This window comes from Campylobacter sp. CFSAN093260 (genome assembly GCF_012890095.1).
GTDB lineage: Bacteria > Campylobacterota > Campylobacteria > Campylobacterales > Campylobacteraceae > Campylobacter_D > Campylobacter_D jejuni.
The window spans coordinates 1,322,077-1,340,215 of the sequence record NZ_CP040618.1 but is presented as its reverse complement, the minus strand read 5'-3'; the positions used below and the strand labels follow the sequence as shown (position 1 = coordinate 1,340,215).

Here is an 18,139-nt window from a genome sequence, read left to right as displayed (position 1 = left end):
TTTGAAATTGTATCAATTTTTTTGTAATTTTTCATAATATTTTTTTACTTCATCTTTAATTTCTTCACAAACCTCATTTGTATTTAAAGTGTCGCGTATGAAAGAAGAAGCGATTTTTTTATTGGTTTTTAAATCTTTGAAATTCTTAGGAATTCCTATATCATTGCGATTGGCAATAACAAATTCTACTAAAGAATTGAGTTTTTCAAAATCATGCCAAAGATGAAGTTTTTCTAAATGATCTGCGCCAATTAAAAGATAAAATTTACTAGGATTATAAAGCTTATAAAGATACTTAACACTTTCTATGCTAGGAACAGGGCGTTTTTGCCTGATTTCAAAATCGCAAATTTCAACTTTTGGCAAATGTCCCCAAAGTTTTTTAACCCATAAGAATCTTTGCTTTTCATCAGCACTAAAACTTTGTTTAAAAGGATTGATATAAGTAGGCATAATAATAAGTTTATCAATATCTAATTTTTCCAAAGCCTCTAAAACAACGCTATTATGACCATTATGCGGTGGATCAAAACTGCCACCAAAAAGTGCTATCTTCATTAAAATTTTAACCTTTTTTTTGTAGAATATTAGCATTATATTTTGCAAAAGGAAATTAAATGGCTGTAAAAGTTGCTATAAATGGTTTTGGACGCATAGGCAGATGTGTTGCAAGAATCATCTTAGAAAGAAATGATATTGAGCTTGTGGCGATAAATGATACTACGGATATTGAACTTACAAAATACCTTTTTAAATACGATACAGTACATGGTGAATTTAAAGGCAGTGTTGATAGTGAAGGAGATGATTTAGTGGTAAATGGTAAAAAAATCAAAGTATTTAAAAGTCGCAATGTAAAAGATCTTGACTTTGCAAAACACGGCGCACAAATTGTTTTAGAGTGCACAGGAGCGCATTTAACTATGGCAAAATGTCAAGAATTTATAGATATGGGAGTACAAAAAGTGATCATGAGTGCTCCTGCAAAAGATGATACTCCTACTTATGTTTTAGGAGTAAATTCAGAACTTTACAAGGGTGAAAGCATTATTTCTAATGCAAGTTGTACAACAAATTGTTTAGGTCCTGTTTGTCGTGTTTTACAAGATAATTTTGGCATAGAAAAAGGACTTATGACAACAATACATGCTTATACAAATGGACAAAGTATTATTGATGCTAAAGCTAAAGATAAACGCCGTTCTCGTGCTGCAGCGCAAAATATCATTCCAACTTCTACAGGCGCAGCAAAAGCTATGAAACTTGTTATGCCTGAACTTAATGGCAAGCTTCATGGACAAAGTATGCGTGTGCCAGTGATTGATGTATCAAGCGTGGATTTAACTGCACAACTAAGCCGTAAAGTCAGCAAAGATGAAATCAATGAAGCTTTTAGAAAAGCTGCAACTACAAATTTAAAAGGCATTTTAATGGTAGATGATGATGAAAGAGTTTCAAGCGATTTTATCACTTGTTCTTATGGAGCTATTGTAGCAAGTGATTTAACTCAAGTGATTGCGGATGATTTTATCAAGGTAATTGCTTGGTATGATAATGAATGGGGTTATTCAAGTCGTCTAGTAGATATGGCAGTATATATTGCAAATAAGGCTTAATCATGAGTGATATTATTTCTATAAAAGACATTGATTTAGCTAAGAAAAAAGTTTTTATAAGATGTGATTTTAATGTTCCTCAAGATGATTTTTTAAATATCACTGATGATAGACGCATAAGATCAGCTATTCCTACGATAAGATATTGTTTGGATAATGGTTGTAGTGTGATTTTAGCCTCTCATTTAGGGCGTCCAAAAGAAATTAGCTCTAAATATTCTTTAGAACCTGTGGCTAAGCGTCTTGCTAGACTTTTAGATAAAGAAATTATTATGGCAAAAGATGTTATCGGCGAAGATGCAAAAACCAAAGCTATGAATTTAAAAGCGGGCGAAATTTTACTTCTTGAAAATTTGCGTTTTGAAAAAGGCGAAACTAAAAATGATGAAAATTTAGCCAAAGAACTTGCTTCTATGGTTCAAGTTTATATCAATGATGCTTTTGGAGTATGCCATAGAGCACATTCTAGTGTAGAGGCGATTACTAATTTTTTTGATGAAAAACACAAAGGCGCAGGATTTTTACTCCAAAAAGAAATTGATTTTGCAAGCAATCTTATCAAACATCCAGCACGTCCTTTTGTCGCTGTTGTTGGAGGTTCAAAGGTAAGTGGAAAACTTCAAGCATTGACAAATTTATTACCAAAGGTAGATAAATTAATCATAGGCGGAGGTATGGCATTTACTTTTTTAAAAGCTTTAGGTTATGATATAGGAAATTCACTTTTAGAAGAAGAACTTTTAGAAGAAGCTAATAAAATTCTTACCAAGGGTAAAAATTTAGGAGTGAAAATTTATCTTCCAGTAGACGTTGTAGCCGCTCCTGCGTGCTCACAAGATGCGCCGATGAAATTTGTTCCAGCGCAAGAAATTCCAAATGGTTGGATGGGTTTAGATATAGGACCTGCGAGTGTGAGACTTTTTAAAGAGGTGATTTCTGATGCGCAAACGATTTGGTGGAATGGACCTATGGGTGTTTTTGAAATTGATAAATTTTCAAAAGGTAGCATTAAAATGAGTCATTATATCAGTGAAGGACATGCAACTTCTGTTGTTGGAGGCGGTGATACGGCTGATGTGGTTGCGCGCGCAGGTGATGCAGATGAAATGACTTTTATTTCCACTGGAGGTGGTGCTTCTCTTGAACTTATAGAAGGTAAAGAACTTCCAGGCGTAAAAGCTTTAAGATCTAAGGAAAATGAATGATCTTTGCTGCAAATTTAAAATGCAATCACACAAGAGCAAGTTTTAAAATTTATGCTGAAATTTTAAATAAAACTATGGGAGCAAAATGTGATGATATTATCGTTTTCCCACCTAGTGTAGCATTTTTAGAAAATGAAAATAACTTCATACAAGGAGCGCAAAATTTTTATCCTTGTGTTAATGGTGCTTTTACAGGCGAGCTTGGAAAAGAGCATTTGGACGAATTTGGGATCAAATGTGTTTTAATCGGGCATTCTGAAAGAAGAGCTTTAGGAGATGAAGAATTTATTAAGGCTAAATTTGATTTTGCTAAAGAGCATGGTTATAAAATTGTTTTTTGTATAGGTGAAAATTTAGATACAAAAAATTCAGGCAAGACTTTAGAGTTTTTAAAAAAACAACTTGAAATTATTGATTTAAATTATGAAAAACTCATCATCGCTTATGAGCCTATTTATTCTATAGGAACGGGAGTGAGCGCACAAAGTACAGATATCGCTAAAGTGCTTGAATTTTTAGCGAGTTTAACCAAGGTACCTTTGCTTTATGGTGGAAGTGTGAATGAAAATAATATCAAAGAAATTTTAAGTGTAAATCATTGTGGTGGAGTTTTGATAGGCTCTGCAGCTTTAAAAGTAGAAAATTTTATAAAATTAATCAAAGGATAAAAGATGATTATGAAGGGTAAAAAAGGCCTTATTGTAGGGGTTGCGAATAATAAATCTATCGCTTATGGCATAGCAAAAGCATGTTTTGATCAAGGAGCCGAGCTTGCTTTTACTTTTTTAAATGATGCTTTAAAAAAACGCGTAGAACCTATAGCACAAGAGTTTAATTCTAATTTTGTTTATGAGCTTGATGTAAATAATAACGAGCATTTAGATTCTATCGCTGAAAAAATCAAAAAAGATTTAGGCGAGATTGATTTTGTAGTGCATGCGGTTGCTTTTGCTCCAAAAGAAGCTTTAGAAAATTCTTTTTTAGAAACTTCAAAAGAAGCTTTTGATATAGCTATGCAAACTTCTGTGTATTCTTTACTTTCTTTAACACGTGCGGTTTTACCTATTTTAAAAGATAAGGGTTCGATTTTGACTTTAAGTTATCTTGGTGGGGTTAAATATGTACCTCATTATAATGTTATGGGTGTAGCAAAAGCCGCACTTGAAAGTTCTGTGCGTTATTTAGCAAGAGATCTAGGAGTAAAAGGAATTCGTGTTAATGCTATTTCAGCAGGTCCTATTAAAACTTTGGCAGCAAGTGGAATAGGGGATTTTAGAATGATTTTAAAATACAATGAAATCAATTCTCCTTTAAAACGCAATGTTAGTATAGAAGATGTAGGTAATTCGGCTATGTATTTACTTAGCGATTTAGCAAATGGTGTTACAGGTGAAATACATTATGTTGATGCAGGATATAACATCATGGGTATGGGCGATGTTGAAAAAAATGAAGAAGGGCAAACTGTTCTTTGTTGGGATAATCAAAAAGGATAAAAAATGGCAAAGCTTAGCAATGAAGAATTAAAAAATATACTTGAAGATCGCATTAAAAAACTTGAGAATTCTACTTTAAAAGAGGACAAGGTTATCAATGAAGAAAGTGTAAAAATTCTTGCTAGGCATTTATCTTTAGGCAATGAAATTCCAGCTCTTGCTCAAAGATTTTTTCAAATCGCACCTAAAACAAAGTTAGTATGGCTTCATCTTTGTGAATGTACAGGGTGTAGAGAGAGTTTGTTGCGTTCTGAGTTGCCAAGTTTTGATGAGCTTATTTTTGATTTTTTTTCTTTAGAATATCATGAAACTTTAATGGCGGCAAATGGCACTAAGGCTGAAGAGCTTTTAGAGTATGTTTTGGAAGAAGATTTTATTTTAGCGGTTGAAGGTGGTGTTGCAGCCATTGATACCTTTTTTCTTACTATAGGAGCGCAAGGAGAGAGTGGCTATGAAATTTTAGAAAAACTAGCCGCTAAAGCCAAGGCTATCTTTGCAGTGGGTACTTGTTCAAGTTATGGTGGTATTCAGGCTGCTTATCCAAATCCTAGTAAAACTTGTGGTATTAGCGAAGTTTTAAGTCAGAAAGTAGTAAATATTCCAGGTTGTCCTCCAAGTGATATAAATATCATTGCGACTTTAAGTTTTTTTGCTTTATTTGGAGTTTTGCCTGAACTTGATGAGCAAAATCGTCCTGTGTGGGCTTATGGTAAATGTTTGCATGATATGTGTGAAAGAAAGGCGAAATTTGAAAGCGGGATTTTTGCTGAACATTTTGACGATGAAGCTGCAAAGAATGGAGCTTGTTTATTTAAGATAGGTTGTAAAGGACCTTATACTTACAACAACTGTCCTAAAGTGAAATTTAATGCTAAAACTTCTTGGCCAGTGGCTGCAGGACATGGTTGTATAGCCTGTAGTGAGAAAAATTTTTGGGATGAGTTTGGGAATTATGAAAAACCTATGGCAAATATTTTTTCTTACGCTAAACTTTGCAATGAAGAGTTAAAACAAGAATTTTTTCTAGAAGAGCAAATTAAAATTTTAGAACAAATAGATTTTGAATTTGAAAGCAATATAAAACTTATTTTACAAAATATAGCTAAAAATAAATTAGGTGCTTTGCTTGTAGAAAATTATAAAAAATCTTTTGAAAAAAACTATGCTTTTATAGAACAAAATTTTGATGAAAATCCTATGCCTTCAAAAGATTTTTGGAAATATCTTGAGATAAGCTTTATTTTAGTTAAAGGCGCATTTTTAAAAGATAAGAATGATTTTTTAATTGTGGCAAAAAATTACGCTTTTAAACATGCAAGTCCTTATGATTTTAAGTTAAATATGAACGCTGAAAAACCAAAGCTTGATGTGAGTAAATCTTTTCGTATGACTTTAATCTATCTTTGCGGTGGACTTGATTTTGAAGGTGTTGCTTATAGCATTTTAAAAGCTTTTGAAGATAATATCGCTAAAATTTCATCATTAAAAGCAAGTTAATTTAATAAAATTTTAGCAATATGAAGTCCTATAAAAGCTACTATATAAGCACTTGTACAGGTAAAAAGAAATAGAAAGAGAGTGTATTTTAGCTTTCCACTTTCTTTTGAAAAAACTATAGTTGCTGCAAAGCAAGGATTATAAATCATTACAAATAAAATAAAAGCCACTGCACTTGGTATAGGTATATTTTTAGTGATAATTCCTTTTAAATCACTGCTTGTTTCATCCACTTCTTTTCCAAGAGAATAAAGCACCCCCATGGTAGAAATCATTACTTCTTTTGCGGCCAAACCACTGACTAAAGATACGCTTAATTTCCAATCAAGCTCAAGCGGAGAAAAAATAGGCTCAATTGTTTTGCCAAATTGCCCTAGATAACTTTGCTCAACAGCTCTTTCTTGAGCGCTAAAATCATCTAAATTGCTTTCATTGTTTGGAAAATTGCTTGCAAACCATATAAGTAAGGAAGCTACAAGTATAAAGGTCTCTGCTTTTTTAAGATACATTTTAGCTTTATTAAAGACCATAAACCATACTAAATGCCAATTTGGCATACGATATTTTGGCATTTCCATCACAAAGGGTTCATCAATACCGCGAAATGCAGTGGATCTTAAGAATTTGGCCGCAATAAGCCCTAAAATAGCACCTAGAAGATAAATTCCAAAAAGGTAATTCCCCGCTTCTTCACTTGGGAAAAATGCACCGATAAACAATACATAAACAGGAAGTCTTGCCCCACAACTCATAAAATTAATCACAAAGAGTGTTAAAAGTCTATCTCTTTTATTTTTAAGCGTGCGTGTAGCCATAAAAGCAGGCACAGAGCAGCCAAAACCAGTGATTAGCGGAATGAAGCTTTTTCCATGTAAACCAAATTTATGTAAAATTCCATCTAGTAAGAAAGCTACTCTTGACATATAGCCTGTGGTTTCTAAAAGAGCTATGCCTAAAAATAAAATTATTATATTAGGTAAAAAAAGTATCACAGCACCAACACCTGCGATAATCCCATCAGCTAAAGCTGAAGCGATGAAGGTATTAGAAATATTGTTTTTAACAAGTTCACCTAAGGCATTAAAGCCTGATTCTATATAATCCATAGGAATTTGCCCTAAGCTAAAGGTGAGTTGAAATAAAAGCCACATTAAAAATAAAAATATAGGTAAGCCAAAGAATTTATGGATAAGTAAGACATCGATTTTTTTGGTTAAATTTCTTTCTTCTTTTTTGTGTGTGATAATTTTTTTTGAAAGTTCATTAATAAAATATAATAAATCTTCTTTTTCCGGACTTTTTCGCAAAGCGGAGTATAAAATTGAGATCTTGGAATAAATTTACTTTCAAATAAAATAATAATTTTTTGCAGCAAAAGTTCTAAATTTTCTTTTGTTTTTGCTGAAATTTCAACAACTTGACTTTGAAATTCTTGGCTTAAAACAGAAGTGTCAAGCTCTATACCTTCTTTTTTGGCTTCATCGCACATATTTAAAGCTAAAAGCATTTTTTTATTAAGGCTTAAAAGTTCTGCACTAAGGATAAGATTACGTTCTAAATTGGTAGCATCTAAAACATTAACAATAACATCATAGTCATTTTGATTTAAAAAATGGCGTGTGATTTTTTCTTCTTCACTATATCCATCTAAAGAATAAGTTCCTGGTAAATCAATGACTTCAAATTCATAGTTTTTGTAAAAAGTTTTTGCACTTGCTTTTTCTATAGTAACTCCGCTAAAATTTCCTACTTTCATATTAGCTTTGCAAAGCGCATTAATAAGAAGACTTTTGCCTACATTAGGCTGACCTACAAGGGCTATTTTGATTTTTTTCATATAAGATTCACTTCTATGGTTTTAGCTTCATCAGATCTTAGGATAACACAACTTGTATCAAGTTCTACCATTATGGTGGCATTTTTTAAAGAGGAGTGAATTTTTTTCAAGTTTTTATTTTTAATAAATCCAAAGCTTAAAAGTCTATTTTTGAGTTCTTTGTGAGCGTTTAAATTGACAATAATAGCCTTTTGTCCATCTTTTAACTCGTTTAAAGTCATTGTAATTCCTAAATTAATAATAAATATTATAATAAAAAAGTGTAATGAAATTATCCTTCTTATAAAAAGAAGGAATAATATTTAAAAAGAAAAGTGGTTTAAATTTTCTAGATTGATGATTTGATCTAGAATTTTGTTAGCTTTAGCATTATCAAGGTAAATTTGTGCATTGGCTAAAAATTTAGCTTTTAATTCTTCAAAACTTAGTGGATTATCAAAATTACCTTTATTGATAAAAACATCTTTTTGGATTATGCGTCCATCTTGCAAACTGGCTTCTAAATGCCCTGGAAAATATTTTGGAAAGCCTTGAGATTTTCTTTTTTCGTAACTGATTTTTTTAGCAAATTCTAGTACTTCTTTACGCTTTAAATTTTCATAAGATTCAAGAGTGATTTTACCATCAAAGAATCCTAGAGCCATTAAAAAAGGCATGGAAAATTTAGCTTCATAAGCACTATTTGGAGTGTATTTTGCTTCCAAAGGATCGCAGATAAAAGAAATAGGAACTTCATCTACAAAGCAATGAATACTTTTAATTTCATCAGCTTTTAAACCATCATTTTTTAAAGCAATAGCACAATCAATAAGCCCATGAGCAAAATGACAACTTGGATAAGGCTTTATAGAAACTTGCATGGTTTGCCAAATTTCACCTAAGGCTTTGCTAAGTTCTGTTTTATCGCATTCTTCTTCTATGCCAAAACATTTAAAGATATTATTCCTACCTTCAAAAATACTCAAAGGTCCACTCATATGGTTTTTAGCAAAATGAGCTACTATAATACCGTTTTTAATAGCATTGGCAATATGCAAAACTTTTGAATTAGATCCATTGGATAAAAACTCATTAATCCCACTTGCAAAACTTCCTGCAAGTCCTAAAGCATTGATGATTTGTTCTTTGTTAAGATCTAGCAAGATTGCACTTGCACTTACGCTTCCAAAAATCCCAGCGATAGCTGTAGTGTGAAAACCACGCTTATGAAAAGTTCCCTTACTTGCAATACCTACTCTAGCAGCAACTTCCCAGCCAACAATAAAAGCTTTTATAATTTTTTTAGCATCTTTACTGATATGAAAACCATAACTTAAACAAAGAGGAGTTAAAATCGCACTTGCATGTAAAATCGCTTCTGTATGCGTATCGTCAAAATCTAACGCATGAGAAGCAATGCCATTTAGCATGGCTGCATAAATAGGATCTAATTTTTTATCATTTACCCATACAGGGGTATTTTTTTCTGTGCTTAAATTTTCAAAAGCTTTAAAGGCGTTTAAAATGCATTCTTCCTTGCTTGCTGCTATAGCTGTTCCAAGGCTATCAAGCATAAGTTCTTTAGCTCTTTGAACAACTGTATTAGGGATATTTTCATACTGAAGATTGAAAATAAAATCCGCTAAAATTTCACTATAGAACATGATTTTTCCTATTTTAAGATAGCGCTATTTTTGATTTTTGCTAAAAATTCATCTACAAGTTTTGGTGCATATCCTACATAGGTTGTTGCATCAAGTAAAGCATCAATTTCTTTTTCTTTCAATACCTTAGATACTCTTTTATCTGTAAGTAAAACTTCTTTAAAAGTTTTTTGTTTTTCTATACCTAGCATAGCATTTTCATAAACAATTTCATGGGCATGTTGTTTTCCATAATGATCACTTAATGCAAACATAACACGCTCTGCTAAAACAAAACCATTAAGAGTATTTAAATTTTTAAGCATTTTGTCTTTTTTTACTTCTAAATCACTAAGAGCGAATTTCATATTTGCTAAAACCACAGAAAGCATTAAAAACATTTCAGGTAAAAGCTTCCATTCCATTTTCCAAACTTGACCATCTCTTTCATGTTCATGTCTTTCAATATCGCTTAAAATGGCTAAATTTGCCTTAAAGGCATTGCTTACTGTAACTGCATTTTCGCTTACTGCAGGATTTCTTTTGTGTGGCATAGTGCTTGATCCTACTTGTCCTTTGCCAAAAGGTTCAGCAACTTCATCAATTTCATTATGTGAAAGGATTAAAATTTCATGAGCGATTTTGTTAAAGGTTGCGTTGATATTGCCTAGTACAAAACCAAGTTCTATAAAGCGATCACGTGCGCTCTGCCAAGAAATATTAGGCACATCAAGTCCTAAATTTTCTAAAGTGAGTTTTTCTACTTCATTGCACTCATCACTTAAACTTGCTTTAGTTCCTACAGCGCCTACTATACTGCCTACATAAAGTCTTTTTTCAAGTTCAAGTATTCTTTCAAAATGACGCTCAAGTTCGCTTAACCAAATAGCCACTTTATGTCCAAAAGTAATAGGCAAAGCCTGAAGTGCTAAAGTTCTTCCCATCATAGCAGTGTTTTTATGGGTTTTAGCTAGTTTCGCTAAGGCTTTTGCGATAGCTTTTAATTCGCTTTTTACAAGAGTCATTGCTTCTTTAAATTGTAAAACCAGTCCCGTATCGATGATATCTTGAGTAGTTACTCCAAAATGTACATATTCACCTAAATTATTATCGCAAGCTTTTTCTAATCCTCTTACAGTAGGAACTAAAGGGTGTTTGGTTTTTTTAAATTCAGCAAAGATAAAGTCCATATCCATAAATTTATAATGAGCTTTTTTTGCGATCTCATCAGCTGCTTTTTTAGGGATAATTTTAAGTTTTGCTTGTGCTTTTGCTAAAGCTGCTTCAACATCGAGCCATTTTTGTATGCGGTTTTGTTCGCAAAAAATAGCACGCATTTCCTGCGTGCTCCATGAATCTGCTAATAATTTATGATCAAATACGCTAATTCCAGTCATTTTATTTCCTTATTTTTTAATACTATCAAAAGCCTTAGCTAAATCAGCAATTAAATCTTTAGTATCTTCAAGTCCTATATGAAATCTTACAAATGGACCTCTTTTGCTCCAGTCTGTTGCAGTTCTTGGTGGAGTAGTTACAGTTGCTAAACTTTCATAGCCACCCCAGCTAGCACCTATAGAAAAATATTCTAACTCATCTACAAATTTAATAGCATCCTCTTTGTTATAACCTTCTGCAAATTCTATGGTAATCATACCATTTGCACCTTTATGATCACGCATGAAAATTTCATGATTTGAGTGGGATTTGAGTTTTGGATAGAAAATTGTTTTAATTTCTTTTCTGCTTTGTAAAAACTCTACAATTTCATCAGCACTTTTTTCATGAGCTTTCATTCTTACATCTAGTGTTCTCATACCACGAAGTACTAAGTAAGCATCATCAGGGCTTGTTGTAAAGCCTAAAGCTTCTGGAAGTTTGTCAAAATTTTTCCATTCTTTTTCGTTGATTACTACTATACCCATGGTTACATCAGAGTGTCCACTAAGATATTTTGTAGCGGCGATAACTGAAATATCCACTCCAAGTTCTAAAGGATTTAGAAAATATCCACTAGAATAAGTATTGTCAATAGCTACAGGGATATTATGCGCATGGGCAATTTTGCAAAGTTTTGGTAAATCTATGATTTCATAAAGTATAGAACCTGGACTTTCGCATAAGATAAGCTTGGTATTAGGTTTGATTTTTTCTTCTACATCACTTGCATCAGCTTTTAAAAAATCAATTTCAATGCCCATTTTTTCTAAAAATAATTCACAAATCGTTCTTACAGGCCCATAAATTGCATCAGTGATTAAAAAATGTGTATCTTTGCTTGCATAGTTTAAAAGCACCATAGCTAATGCTGCAAGTCCTGTTGGGAAAAGTTGTGCTCTATAACCACCCTCTAGAGTGCAAATAAGTTTTTCAAGTTCAAAATTGGTTGTTGTTCCTCTAGCTCCATAACTTAAAACACGATCTGTTTTTCTTAATTCTCTGTATTTTTGCCAAGTTGCGTGATCTTTAAAAAGTATGGTTGATGCACGCATAAGTGTAGGATTGACTGATCTTACTTCAACATTTTGATCACCTCTACCGCAATGAATAAGTTTAGTTTTTGAGTTCATTTTTTCTCCTTTTTAAAGATAGATATAAGTCATAATAACATTTACAATAGCCGCTACAAGCATAGGAATAGCTGTTCTTTTAACCACGGCAAAAGGACTTACTCTTGCAATAGCTGAGATAGCTAAGATCGCTGGTGCAATAGGACTAACACATCTTCCAAAGCCCGTCATGATTTGAATCGGTGCTATCATAGTGATAGCTTCAACTCCAAAGTGTTTTGCTATATTTGGGATAAGTGGAGCAAAGCTAAAAAATGCCGCATTTCCTGAACCCATTAAGAAAGCACAAACCGCAAGTAAGATTGAAACAGCGATAATAATAGCCAAAACTCCAAATCCTGCATTTTTGCAAAATTCTATTAAAGTATCTACAAAACCTACAGATAAAAGACCACTTGCAAATACTTGACCACAAACGATGAGTGAAACTGTGATAACAAATAAATGTCCCATTCCTTTAAAGAAAATCATCATAGAATTAAGAGTTTCTACTATACTTTTATAGCGTATCATTTCAAAAATAATAGCCACAAAAGTTGAAATCACCATTGCTACTGGAACATTCATTTTAATTGCAGTGTTAGCAGCTGCTTTAACTTCTTGGGCACTACTTATTCCCATTAAAACCAAGATGCTATCAAGCACGGAACTAAATCCTAGGATTAAAACCAAAGGAATTATAGGTAAAATCGCATAAATTCTAGGAGGCTTTTTAAGTTCTTTTTCTTTACCTTCATTTTCATTTAGTTCTTTTTCAATTTCTTGCGCATTGAAGACAAAATTATCTTTTTTGTCAAAAAATTTATTGCAAAGATATATTGCAATACTTACAGTTATAATGATAGGCAAGGTTGTAGGGAGTTGATAATGAACAAAATAAATTGCAGGATCAACTTCAGCTTTTTCTGAGGCCATGATCACATTTCCACTTCCAGGTCCATGATCGATATATTGACAAATAGCAATCACACTTAAGGCAGAAAGTTTTGAAACACCAGAGCGTACAAGTATAGGATACATAGTAACCATAAGTAAAAGTGCCAAGCCTGCGTGAGAAGGGATGAAAAGAACTAAAAATTGCACGATAAAATAAGCAACTATGAGTAAAACATAAGGAGATTTTACGGCTTTTAAAGGTTTTTCAAAAACTTTAAAAAGTGCATAAGAAGCCCCTACATGATCCATATAAGCAGAAAAACCTGCTATAGTCATAAGTGTAAGTCCAAGCTCTGCTAATGTACTTGACATGGTTTGATTAAAAACTTGAAAAATATCAAAAAAACCTAGATTTAAAGAATCTTTGGTAACAATGTGTGGAGAAAGTCCAAAAATAGCAGCTAAGGAAAGTAAAAGCAAACCACTTAAAAGTAGTGCCATGTGAGCATTGATTTTTTTATAAAGCATAAAAACAAGTAAAAAAACACTAAATAAAGAAAAAACAATACCTAGCATATTTTATCCTTTTTGAGCGATGACCTCTATCTCTACTTTAGCTTTTTTTGGTAGATCTTTTACTGCAAAAGCACTTCTTGCTGGATAAGGAGCTTTAAAAAATTCAGCATAAATTTCATTAAATGCTACAAAATCATTAATATCAGCTAAAAAGCAAGTGGTTTTAACCACTTTATCATAACTGATACCATTTTCTTCTAAGATAGCACCGATATTTTTCAAAGATTGTTTGGTTTGTTCTTTGATATCATGGCTTTCTATTTTGCCTGAATCAGGGTTGATAGGAAGTTGTCCTGATATAAATAAAAGTCCATTTACTTCTCTGTAAGCTGAGTATGGACCAATGGCCTTTGGATAGTTTGACATGAATTCTCCTTTGTTAAATATAGATTAAGCAGAATGCATTTTATCACTACAATAATAATTTGTCAATAGTTTATTATCATAATAATAAAATTTTATTTTTAAGAAATGTTTTAAAGTATAAAGAGTAGAATTTAATATTATATTAATTTTTTATTGAAGGCAGTTTTATGGATGAGGGACAAAAACAACAATTTATAAAGTTGACATATTTTTTAGGAGAAGTTTTAGGTGAGCAATATGAGATAGTTTTTCATGTAATTACTGAAGATGGGGCCTATATTGCAGCAATTGCTAACAGTCACATTAGTGGAAGAAGTTTAGATTCTCCCTTGACTGCTTTTGCAAGTGAGCTTATGCAAAATAAAAAATATTTAGAAAAAGATTTTTTATGTGATTATAAGGCTCTTGTTGGAAAATCAAAATTAATTAGAGGATCTACTTTTTTTATTAAAAATCATGACAAATTAGTAGGTATTTTGTGTATCAATCATGATACTAGCATTATGAGAGATTTAATATGCAAGATGATTGATTTAGAAAAAATTGGAGATATGGGTGATATTTTAGGAAATATTAGTTTTTCTCAAAATGATTCAAGTATAGAAACATTAAGTCACTCGATAGAGGATATTTTAGTTCAAAGCGTAGATTCTAGTTATTTAAATTCTGATTATCAATTAAGCATTACTCAAAAAGAAGAAATTGCTGAAAAGCTATATGAAAAAGGTATTTTTAATATAAAAGGGGCGGTTCCTATCGTAGCAAAATTTTTAAAAATTTCAGAACCTAGTGTCTATAGGTATCTGAAGAAATTTAAAAAATAACTAAAATTTTTTGATAAATTTTAGTATTTTTAGGCTTATTTTCTTTAAAAAATTATTTTTAGATTTTTTGAGTAAAAATTCTGCCACATCTTTGCGTCCAAACATAATAGCAAAAGTATAAGGTGTCATTCCTAAACCATTGTTTTCATCAATATTTGCTCCATATTTAACTAAAAGTTCACACATAGGTAAGTATCCTTTAAAACAAACTCCTGCTAATGGGGTTTGTCCACGATCGTTTTTTTCATCTACTTTTGCACCTTTTTCTAAAAGCATTTTAGCGCTTTCATAAGAATTATTATAAGCTGCAAGCATAAGCAAGCTATCGCCTTTATGAGTTTTTAAATTTATATTTAAACCTGCTTCTATCATGATTTTAAGATTTTCACATTCATTATTTCTTGCAAAATTAAAAGCCATTTTGCAAAGCTCTTCAAATCTTTTTTCTTCTTCTAAACTAAGAGTTGTCATTGTTTTTCCTTAATTATTATAATCTTTAGTTTGCCACCAAAAGTGGCAAGTAAAAATTATTTTTCTAAAGCTTTTTTAATTCCTTTTGCATAATCAGGTGAAATTTTTTCAAAATGTTCTAAAGCTCTAGTGATAATTTTTTCATCAACTCCCTCCATAGAAGCGGCGATATTATGAAAAAGTTGAGTTTTTTGATCATCATTCATAAGATTAAATAAAGCTCTTGGTTGAGTATAAAAGTCATTATCTAGTGGAGCATATCTTTGTGCTACGCCTTCTAAGACTAAATCAGGTTCAAGATAGCTTTTGTCTTCTTTTGGGCTATTATTATAGCTGTTTGGTTCATAATAAGCAGCATCATTTTTATAACTATCAAAATTCATAGCACCAGCGACATTGTAAGTATTCACTTCGCTTTTTGCACGATTTACTGGTAAAAGATGATAATTAGTTCCTATTCTATATCTTTGTGCATCAGGATATGAAAAAATTCTAGCTTGCAACATTTTATCAGGGCTAAAGCCAATTCCAGGAATGATATTGCTTGGACTAAAGGCAGCTTGTTCAACTTCATTAAAATAATTTTGAGGATTTTTGTTTAGAATCATTTCGCCTATATCCATCAAAGGTACAAGACTATGAGGCCAAATTTTTGTTAAATCAAAAGGATTAAATCCAAGCTTTTCTATATCTTTTTCAGCAAGAATTTGAACTTGAACTTTCCATTTTGGAAAATCTTTATTTTCTATAGCATTATAGAGATCTCTTTGATGACTTTCCCTATCCTTTGCTATAAGCTCTGCAGCTTCTTGGTTGGTAAGATTTTTAATCCCTTGTTGGGTTTTAAAATGGAATTTCACCCAAAATCTTTCATTTTTATCATTAATAAAACTATAAGTATGGCTTCCAAATCCATGCATATGACGATAACTTGCAGGAATTCCTCTATCACTCATAAGAATGGTTACTTGATGTAAGCTTTCAGGACATAAACTCCAAAAATCCCAAGCAGCATTATTGCTTCTTAAATGTGTTCTTGGATCTCTTTTTTGAGTATGGATAAAATCAGGGAATTTATAAGCATCACGGATGAAGAATGTCGGAGTGTTATTTCCTACCAAGTCCCAGTTTCCTTCTTTGGTGTAAAATTTAATAGCAAAACCTCTCACATCGCGTTCAGCATCTGCTGCACCTGCTTCACCTGCTACTGTTGAAAAGCGTAAAAATAATGGAGTAACTTCGCCTTTTTGAAAAATTTTAGCTTTGGTATAAGCACTTAAGTCTGCTGTAATTTTTATTTCGCCATAAGCTCCACTTCCCTTAGCATGAACGGTTCTTTCTGGAATTCTTTCTCTATTTTGATGAGCAAGTTTTTCAAGCAAAAGATAATCTTGCATAAGTAAAGGTCCTTTTGCGCCCGCGCTTAATGAATTTTGGTTATCGGCTATAATGTTTCCAAAATCGTTAGTCAATTTTTTCATTGTTTTCTCCTAAATAATAAATTTTATTAATTGATAAATTATATCTATTAAAAATTAAAATTAACTGAATAATTTTATTTTATTCATGATAAATTTCAAAATAAATTTAGTTTTTTTATATTATAATAATAATTATCAAAATATATTTTAAAAATCACAAAGGAGAATTTATGTCAGTTTTGGTTATTGGTGCAGATGAAATCACTCCTATTAGAGCTGTTTTACATGATTTAGGTGCTAAAAAAATAGAACACTGGGATGCGCGTAATGAAAATAGAGTTAATCGCAAGCCGATTCCTTGTGATACAGAATGTATAGTAATGTTAACAAGCTTTTTAAATCATAATACTATGAAAAAAATCAAAAATGAAGCTAAAAAGCGCAAAATTCCATTAGTTTGTGCAAAAAGAAGTGTAAGTTGTGTGTATTGTGAATATTGTAAAATTTTTAATCTTAATAAAGAATTTTCTTGCTATAAAGGTTAAAGATGTTATTTGGATTTGATGATAAGCGAGAATTTATACCGCAAATTTATCATTATTTAAACAATCAAGAGCTTATGTTGACTTTTTTAACTCAATATAATGCGAGCGTTGATAGCGATCTAAAAATTCCTCTTTTATATGCAAAAAATACCAAGAGTTTAAAAATGATATTTGGAAATTTTTTACATGATATAATGCATGTTTCATTTGGTAAGATTCAAAATATAAATATCAAGCTTAATGCATACGCTTTTTGCTTTCAAAAAAGAAAAAGCTTAATTTTTAATACTAAAATATCTAAAAATGTCGATTTTTTAAGACTTTTAAGAATTTATCTTTATGGCATTTGTTTTGATGCGCAAATTTTATTTAGCTCTTATGTTTATGATAAGGTTTCTTTTCAAAATAATGGAAAAAATATAGATCAAGATGGTGATCTTATTATAATAGATAAGAAATTTGCAATTTTACCACTTTGCAAAGAGATTAATACACATAATTTAAAAATTGAAAATGAAATTCATGGATTATTGAATTTAATAAAAGAAAACAATTTTGAAAAATTTTATATTGTTTGTCCGCGTAACAAAAATTTCACACATTTTATTGAAATAAAACATTTTTTGTGTGATTTAAACAAAACTATGTTAAAATTAGTTCCGTATAAAATATCAAATCAAATTATAAGGAGAAAATAATGTCAGTAGCAGTAATCTATGGTAGTGCTATGGGAAATACAGAAGGAGCGGCTAATACAATTGCTTCAAAACTTGGAATTAGCGATGTTTTTAATATCTCAGATATTGATGCAGCTAAAATGAATTCTTACGATAAATTAATTTGTGGAACTTCAACTTGGGGAAGTGGTGATTTACAAGATGATTGGGATGGTTTTGATTTTTCAGGGCTTAGTCTTGGTGGAAAAACTGTAGCTGTATTTGGTATGGGTGATAGTGAAAGTTATTCTGATACTTTTTGTGGCGGCATGGGTAAATTAGCTCAAAATTTAAAAGATGCAGGTGCAAATTTGGTAGGAGAAGTTTCAACTGATGGTTATACATTTGAAGCAAGCGATGCGGTTGTAGATGGTAAATTTGTTGGACTTGCTCTTGACAATGATAATCAAGAAGATCAAACTGAATCAAGAATTGATGCTTGGGTAGAACAAATCAAACCTTATTTTGCTTAATAATTCTTAAAATCAAGAGTTTTTATAC

General features: G+C 31.5%; 18 protein-coding genes and 1 pseudogene. 9 read left to right on the top strand and 10 right to left on the bottom strand.

What is annotated here, in order from left to right; translation table 11 throughout:
* Positions 1–12: 12 nt before the first annotated feature.
* Positions 13–558 carry a nicotinate (nicotinamide) nucleotide adenylyltransferase gene (nadD, locus tag FBF22_RS06790; protein ID WP_002780449.1) on the bottom strand — a complete coding sequence of 182 codons (546 nt, stop codon included), beginning with the start codon at positions 556–558 and terminating at the stop codon, positions 13–15.
* Positions 559–617: 59 nt separating this feature from the next.
* On the opposite strand from nadD, the gene gap reads away from it, so the two are divergent.
* Genes gap through FBF22_RS06765 form a run of 5 tightly spaced genes read left to right on the top strand, consistent with a single transcriptional unit; the run spans position 618 to position 5,814 of the window.
* On the top strand, positions 618–1,616 hold the full coding sequence (gap, locus tag FBF22_RS06785) for a type I glyceraldehyde-3-phosphate dehydrogenase (protein ID WP_002868484.1): 999 nt from the start codon (positions 618–620) through the stop codon (positions 1,614–1,616).
* Positions 1,617–1,618: 2 nt separating this feature from the next.
* A complete protein-coding gene (locus FBF22_RS06780; RefSeq protein ID WP_002875244.1) occupies positions 1,619–2,821 on the top strand; it encodes a phosphoglycerate kinase in 1,203 nt (400 codons plus the stop codon).
* Entirely contained in the window at positions 2,818–3,489 is a 672-nt protein-coding gene (locus FBF22_RS06775; RefSeq protein ID WP_002859678.1) for a triose-phosphate isomerase, read from the top strand. The genes FBF22_RS06780 and FBF22_RS06775 overlap by 4 nt, the downstream gene beginning before the upstream one ends.
* Before the next feature lie 3 nt (positions 3,490–3,492).
* The gene (gene fabI, locus FBF22_RS06770) at positions 3,493–4,317 is read left to right on the top strand and encodes an enoyl-ACP reductase FabI (protein ID WP_002780456.1); all 825 of its coding nucleotides are present in this window, start codon (positions 3,493–3,495) and stop codon (positions 4,315–4,317) included.
* Between the two features lie 3 nt (positions 4,318–4,320).
* Positions 4,321–5,814 carry a hydrogenase small subunit gene (locus FBF22_RS06765; protein ID WP_165433260.1) on the top strand — a complete coding sequence of 498 codons (1,494 nt, stop codon included), beginning with the start codon at positions 4,321–4,323 and terminating at the stop codon, positions 5,812–5,814.
* Here FBF22_RS06765 and feoB read toward each other — a convergent pair.
* From feoB to FBF22_RS06730, 7 genes and pseudogenes are all read right to left on the bottom strand, one after another.
* Positions 5,811–7,651, bottom strand: a pseudogene (feoB, locus tag FBF22_RS06760) (ferrous iron transport protein B). The gene FBF22_RS06765 and the pseudogene feoB overlap by 4 nt on opposite strands.
* Positions 7,648–7,872 (bottom strand): ferrous iron transport protein A, encoded by a 225-nt coding sequence (locus FBF22_RS06755; RefSeq protein WP_002779147.1) that lies wholly within the window; start codon positions 7,870–7,872, stop codon positions 7,648–7,650. The pseudogene feoB and the gene FBF22_RS06755 overlap by 4 nt, the downstream one beginning before the upstream one ends.
* 81 nt (positions 7,873–7,953) lie before the next feature.
* On the bottom strand, positions 7,954–9,294 hold the full coding sequence (locus FBF22_RS06750) for an MmgE/PrpD family protein (protein ID WP_038401648.1): 1,341 nt from the start codon (positions 9,292–9,294) through the stop codon (positions 7,954–7,956).
* 8 nt (positions 9,295–9,302) lie between these two features.
* Positions 9,303–10,670: an adenylosuccinate lyase gene (gene purB / locus FBF22_RS06745; protein ID WP_002885239.1), complete on the bottom strand. Its 1,368-nt coding sequence runs from the start codon at positions 10,668–10,670 to the stop codon at positions 9,303–9,305.
* A gap of 9 nt (positions 10,671–10,679) precedes the next feature.
* Entirely contained in the window at positions 10,680–11,843 is a 1,164-nt protein-coding gene (locus tag FBF22_RS06740) for a PLP-dependent aspartate aminotransferase family protein (protein ID WP_002885237.1), read from the bottom strand.
* Positions 11,844–11,855: 12 nt separating this feature from the next.
* Positions 11,856–13,295: a C4-dicarboxylate transporter DcuC gene (gene dcuC / locus FBF22_RS06735; protein ID WP_002885236.1), complete on the bottom strand. Its 1,440-nt coding sequence runs from the start codon at positions 13,293–13,295 to the stop codon at positions 11,856–11,858.
* Between the two features lie 3 nt (positions 13,296–13,298).
* Positions 13,299–13,661 carry a RidA family protein gene (locus FBF22_RS06730; RefSeq protein ID WP_002885233.1) on the bottom strand — a complete coding sequence of 121 codons (363 nt, stop codon included), beginning with the start codon at positions 13,659–13,661 and terminating at the stop codon, positions 13,299–13,301.
* A gap of 167 nt (positions 13,662–13,828) precedes the next feature.
* Between FBF22_RS06730 and FBF22_RS06725 the strand changes: the two genes are divergently transcribed.
* Positions 13,829–14,485, top strand: a complete 657-nt coding sequence (locus tag FBF22_RS06725; protein ID WP_002858310.1) for a transcriptional regulator — start codon at positions 13,829–13,831, stop codon at positions 14,483–14,485.
* Here the strand turns inward: FBF22_RS06725 and FBF22_RS06720 are convergent, their stop codons facing one another.
* Positions 14,486–14,956: a Cj1386 family hemin-binding protein gene (locus FBF22_RS06720; protein ID WP_002868475.1), complete on the bottom strand. Its 471-nt coding sequence runs from the start codon at positions 14,954–14,956 to the stop codon at positions 14,486–14,488.
* Between the two features lie 56 nt (positions 14,957–15,012).
* Positions 15,013–16,437: a catalase gene (locus FBF22_RS06715; RefSeq protein WP_002885231.1), complete on the bottom strand. Its 1,425-nt coding sequence runs from the start codon at positions 16,435–16,437 to the stop codon at positions 15,013–15,015.
* Positions 16,438–16,607: 170 nt separating this feature from the next.
* On the opposite strand from FBF22_RS06715, the gene FBF22_RS06710 reads away from it, so the two are divergent.
* Genes FBF22_RS06710 through fldA form a run of 3 tightly spaced genes read left to right on the top strand, consistent with a single transcriptional unit; the run spans position 16,608 to position 18,111 of the window.
* A complete protein-coding gene (locus FBF22_RS06710) occupies positions 16,608–16,922 on the top strand; it encodes a DUF2325 domain-containing protein (RefSeq protein WP_002855637.1) in 315 nt (104 codons plus the stop codon).
* 2 nt (positions 16,923–16,924) lie between these two features.
* Positions 16,925–17,620, top strand: coding sequence for a hypothetical protein (locus tag FBF22_RS06705; protein WP_002884154.1), 696 nt, complete (start codon positions 16,925–16,927; stop codon positions 17,618–17,620).
* Positions 17,620–18,111, top strand: coding sequence for a flavodoxin FldA (gene fldA / locus FBF22_RS06700; RefSeq protein ID WP_002855629.1), 492 nt, complete (start codon positions 17,620–17,622; stop codon positions 18,109–18,111). The genes FBF22_RS06705 and fldA overlap by 1 nt, the downstream gene beginning before the upstream one ends.
* Positions 18,112–18,139 lie beyond the last annotated feature (28 nt).

Bases quoted from the DNA above. Each gene is read 5' to 3' on its own strand.
- nadD (WP_002780449.1), bottom strand. From the start codon at position 558: ATGAAGATAGCACTTTTTGGTGGCAGTTTTGATCCACCGCATAATGGT.
- gap (WP_002868484.1), top strand. From the start codon at position 618: ATGGCTGTAAAAGTTGCTATAAATGGTTTTGGACGCATAGGCAGATGT.
- FBF22_RS06780 (WP_002875244.1), top strand. From the start codon at position 1,619: ATGAGTGATATTATTTCTATAAAAGACATTGATTTAGCTAAGAAAAAA.
- FBF22_RS06775 (WP_002859678.1), top strand. From the start codon at position 2,818: ATGATCTTTGCTGCAAATTTAAAATGCAATCACACAAGAGCAAGTTTT.
- fabI (WP_002780456.1), top strand. From the start codon at position 3,493: ATGATTATGAAGGGTAAAAAAGGCCTTATTGTAGGGGTTGCGAATAAT.
- FBF22_RS06765 (WP_165433260.1), top strand. From the start codon at position 4,321: ATGGCAAAGCTTAGCAATGAAGAATTAAAAAATATACTTGAAGATCGC.
- FBF22_RS06755 (WP_002779147.1), bottom strand. From the start codon at position 7,872: ATGACTTTAAACGAGTTAAAAGATGGACAAAAGGCTATTATTGTCAAT.
- FBF22_RS06750 (WP_038401648.1), bottom strand. From the start codon at position 9,294: ATGTTCTATAGTGAAATTTTAGCGGATTTTATTTTCAATCTTCAGTAT.
- purB (WP_002885239.1), bottom strand. From the start codon at position 10,670: ATGACTGGAATTAGCGTATTTGATCATAAATTATTAGCAGATTCATGG.
- FBF22_RS06740 (WP_002885237.1), bottom strand. From the start codon at position 11,843: ATGAACTCAAAAACTAAACTTATTCATTGCGGTAGAGGTGATCAAAAT.
- dcuC (WP_002885236.1), bottom strand. From the start codon at position 13,295: ATGCTAGGTATTGTTTTTTCTTTATTTAGTGTTTTTTTACTTGTTTTT.
- FBF22_RS06730 (WP_002885233.1), bottom strand. From the start codon at position 13,661: ATGTCAAACTATCCAAAGGCCATTGGTCCATACTCAGCTTACAGAGAA.
- FBF22_RS06725 (WP_002858310.1), top strand. From the start codon at position 13,829: ATGGATGAGGGACAAAAACAACAATTTATAAAGTTGACATATTTTTTA.
- FBF22_RS06720 (WP_002868475.1), bottom strand. From the start codon at position 14,956: ATGACAACTCTTAGTTTAGAAGAAGAAAAAAGATTTGAAGAGCTTTGC.
- FBF22_RS06715 (WP_002885231.1), bottom strand. From the start codon at position 16,437: ATGAAAAAATTGACTAACGATTTTGGAAACATTATAGCCGATAACCAA.
- FBF22_RS06710 (WP_002855637.1), top strand. From the start codon at position 16,608: ATGTCAGTTTTGGTTATTGGTGCAGATGAAATCACTCCTATTAGAGCT.
- FBF22_RS06705 (WP_002884154.1), top strand. From the start codon at position 16,925: ATGTTATTTGGATTTGATGATAAGCGAGAATTTATACCGCAAATTTAT.
- fldA (WP_002855629.1), top strand. From the start codon at position 17,620: ATGTCAGTAGCAGTAATCTATGGTAGTGCTATGGGAAATACAGAAGGA.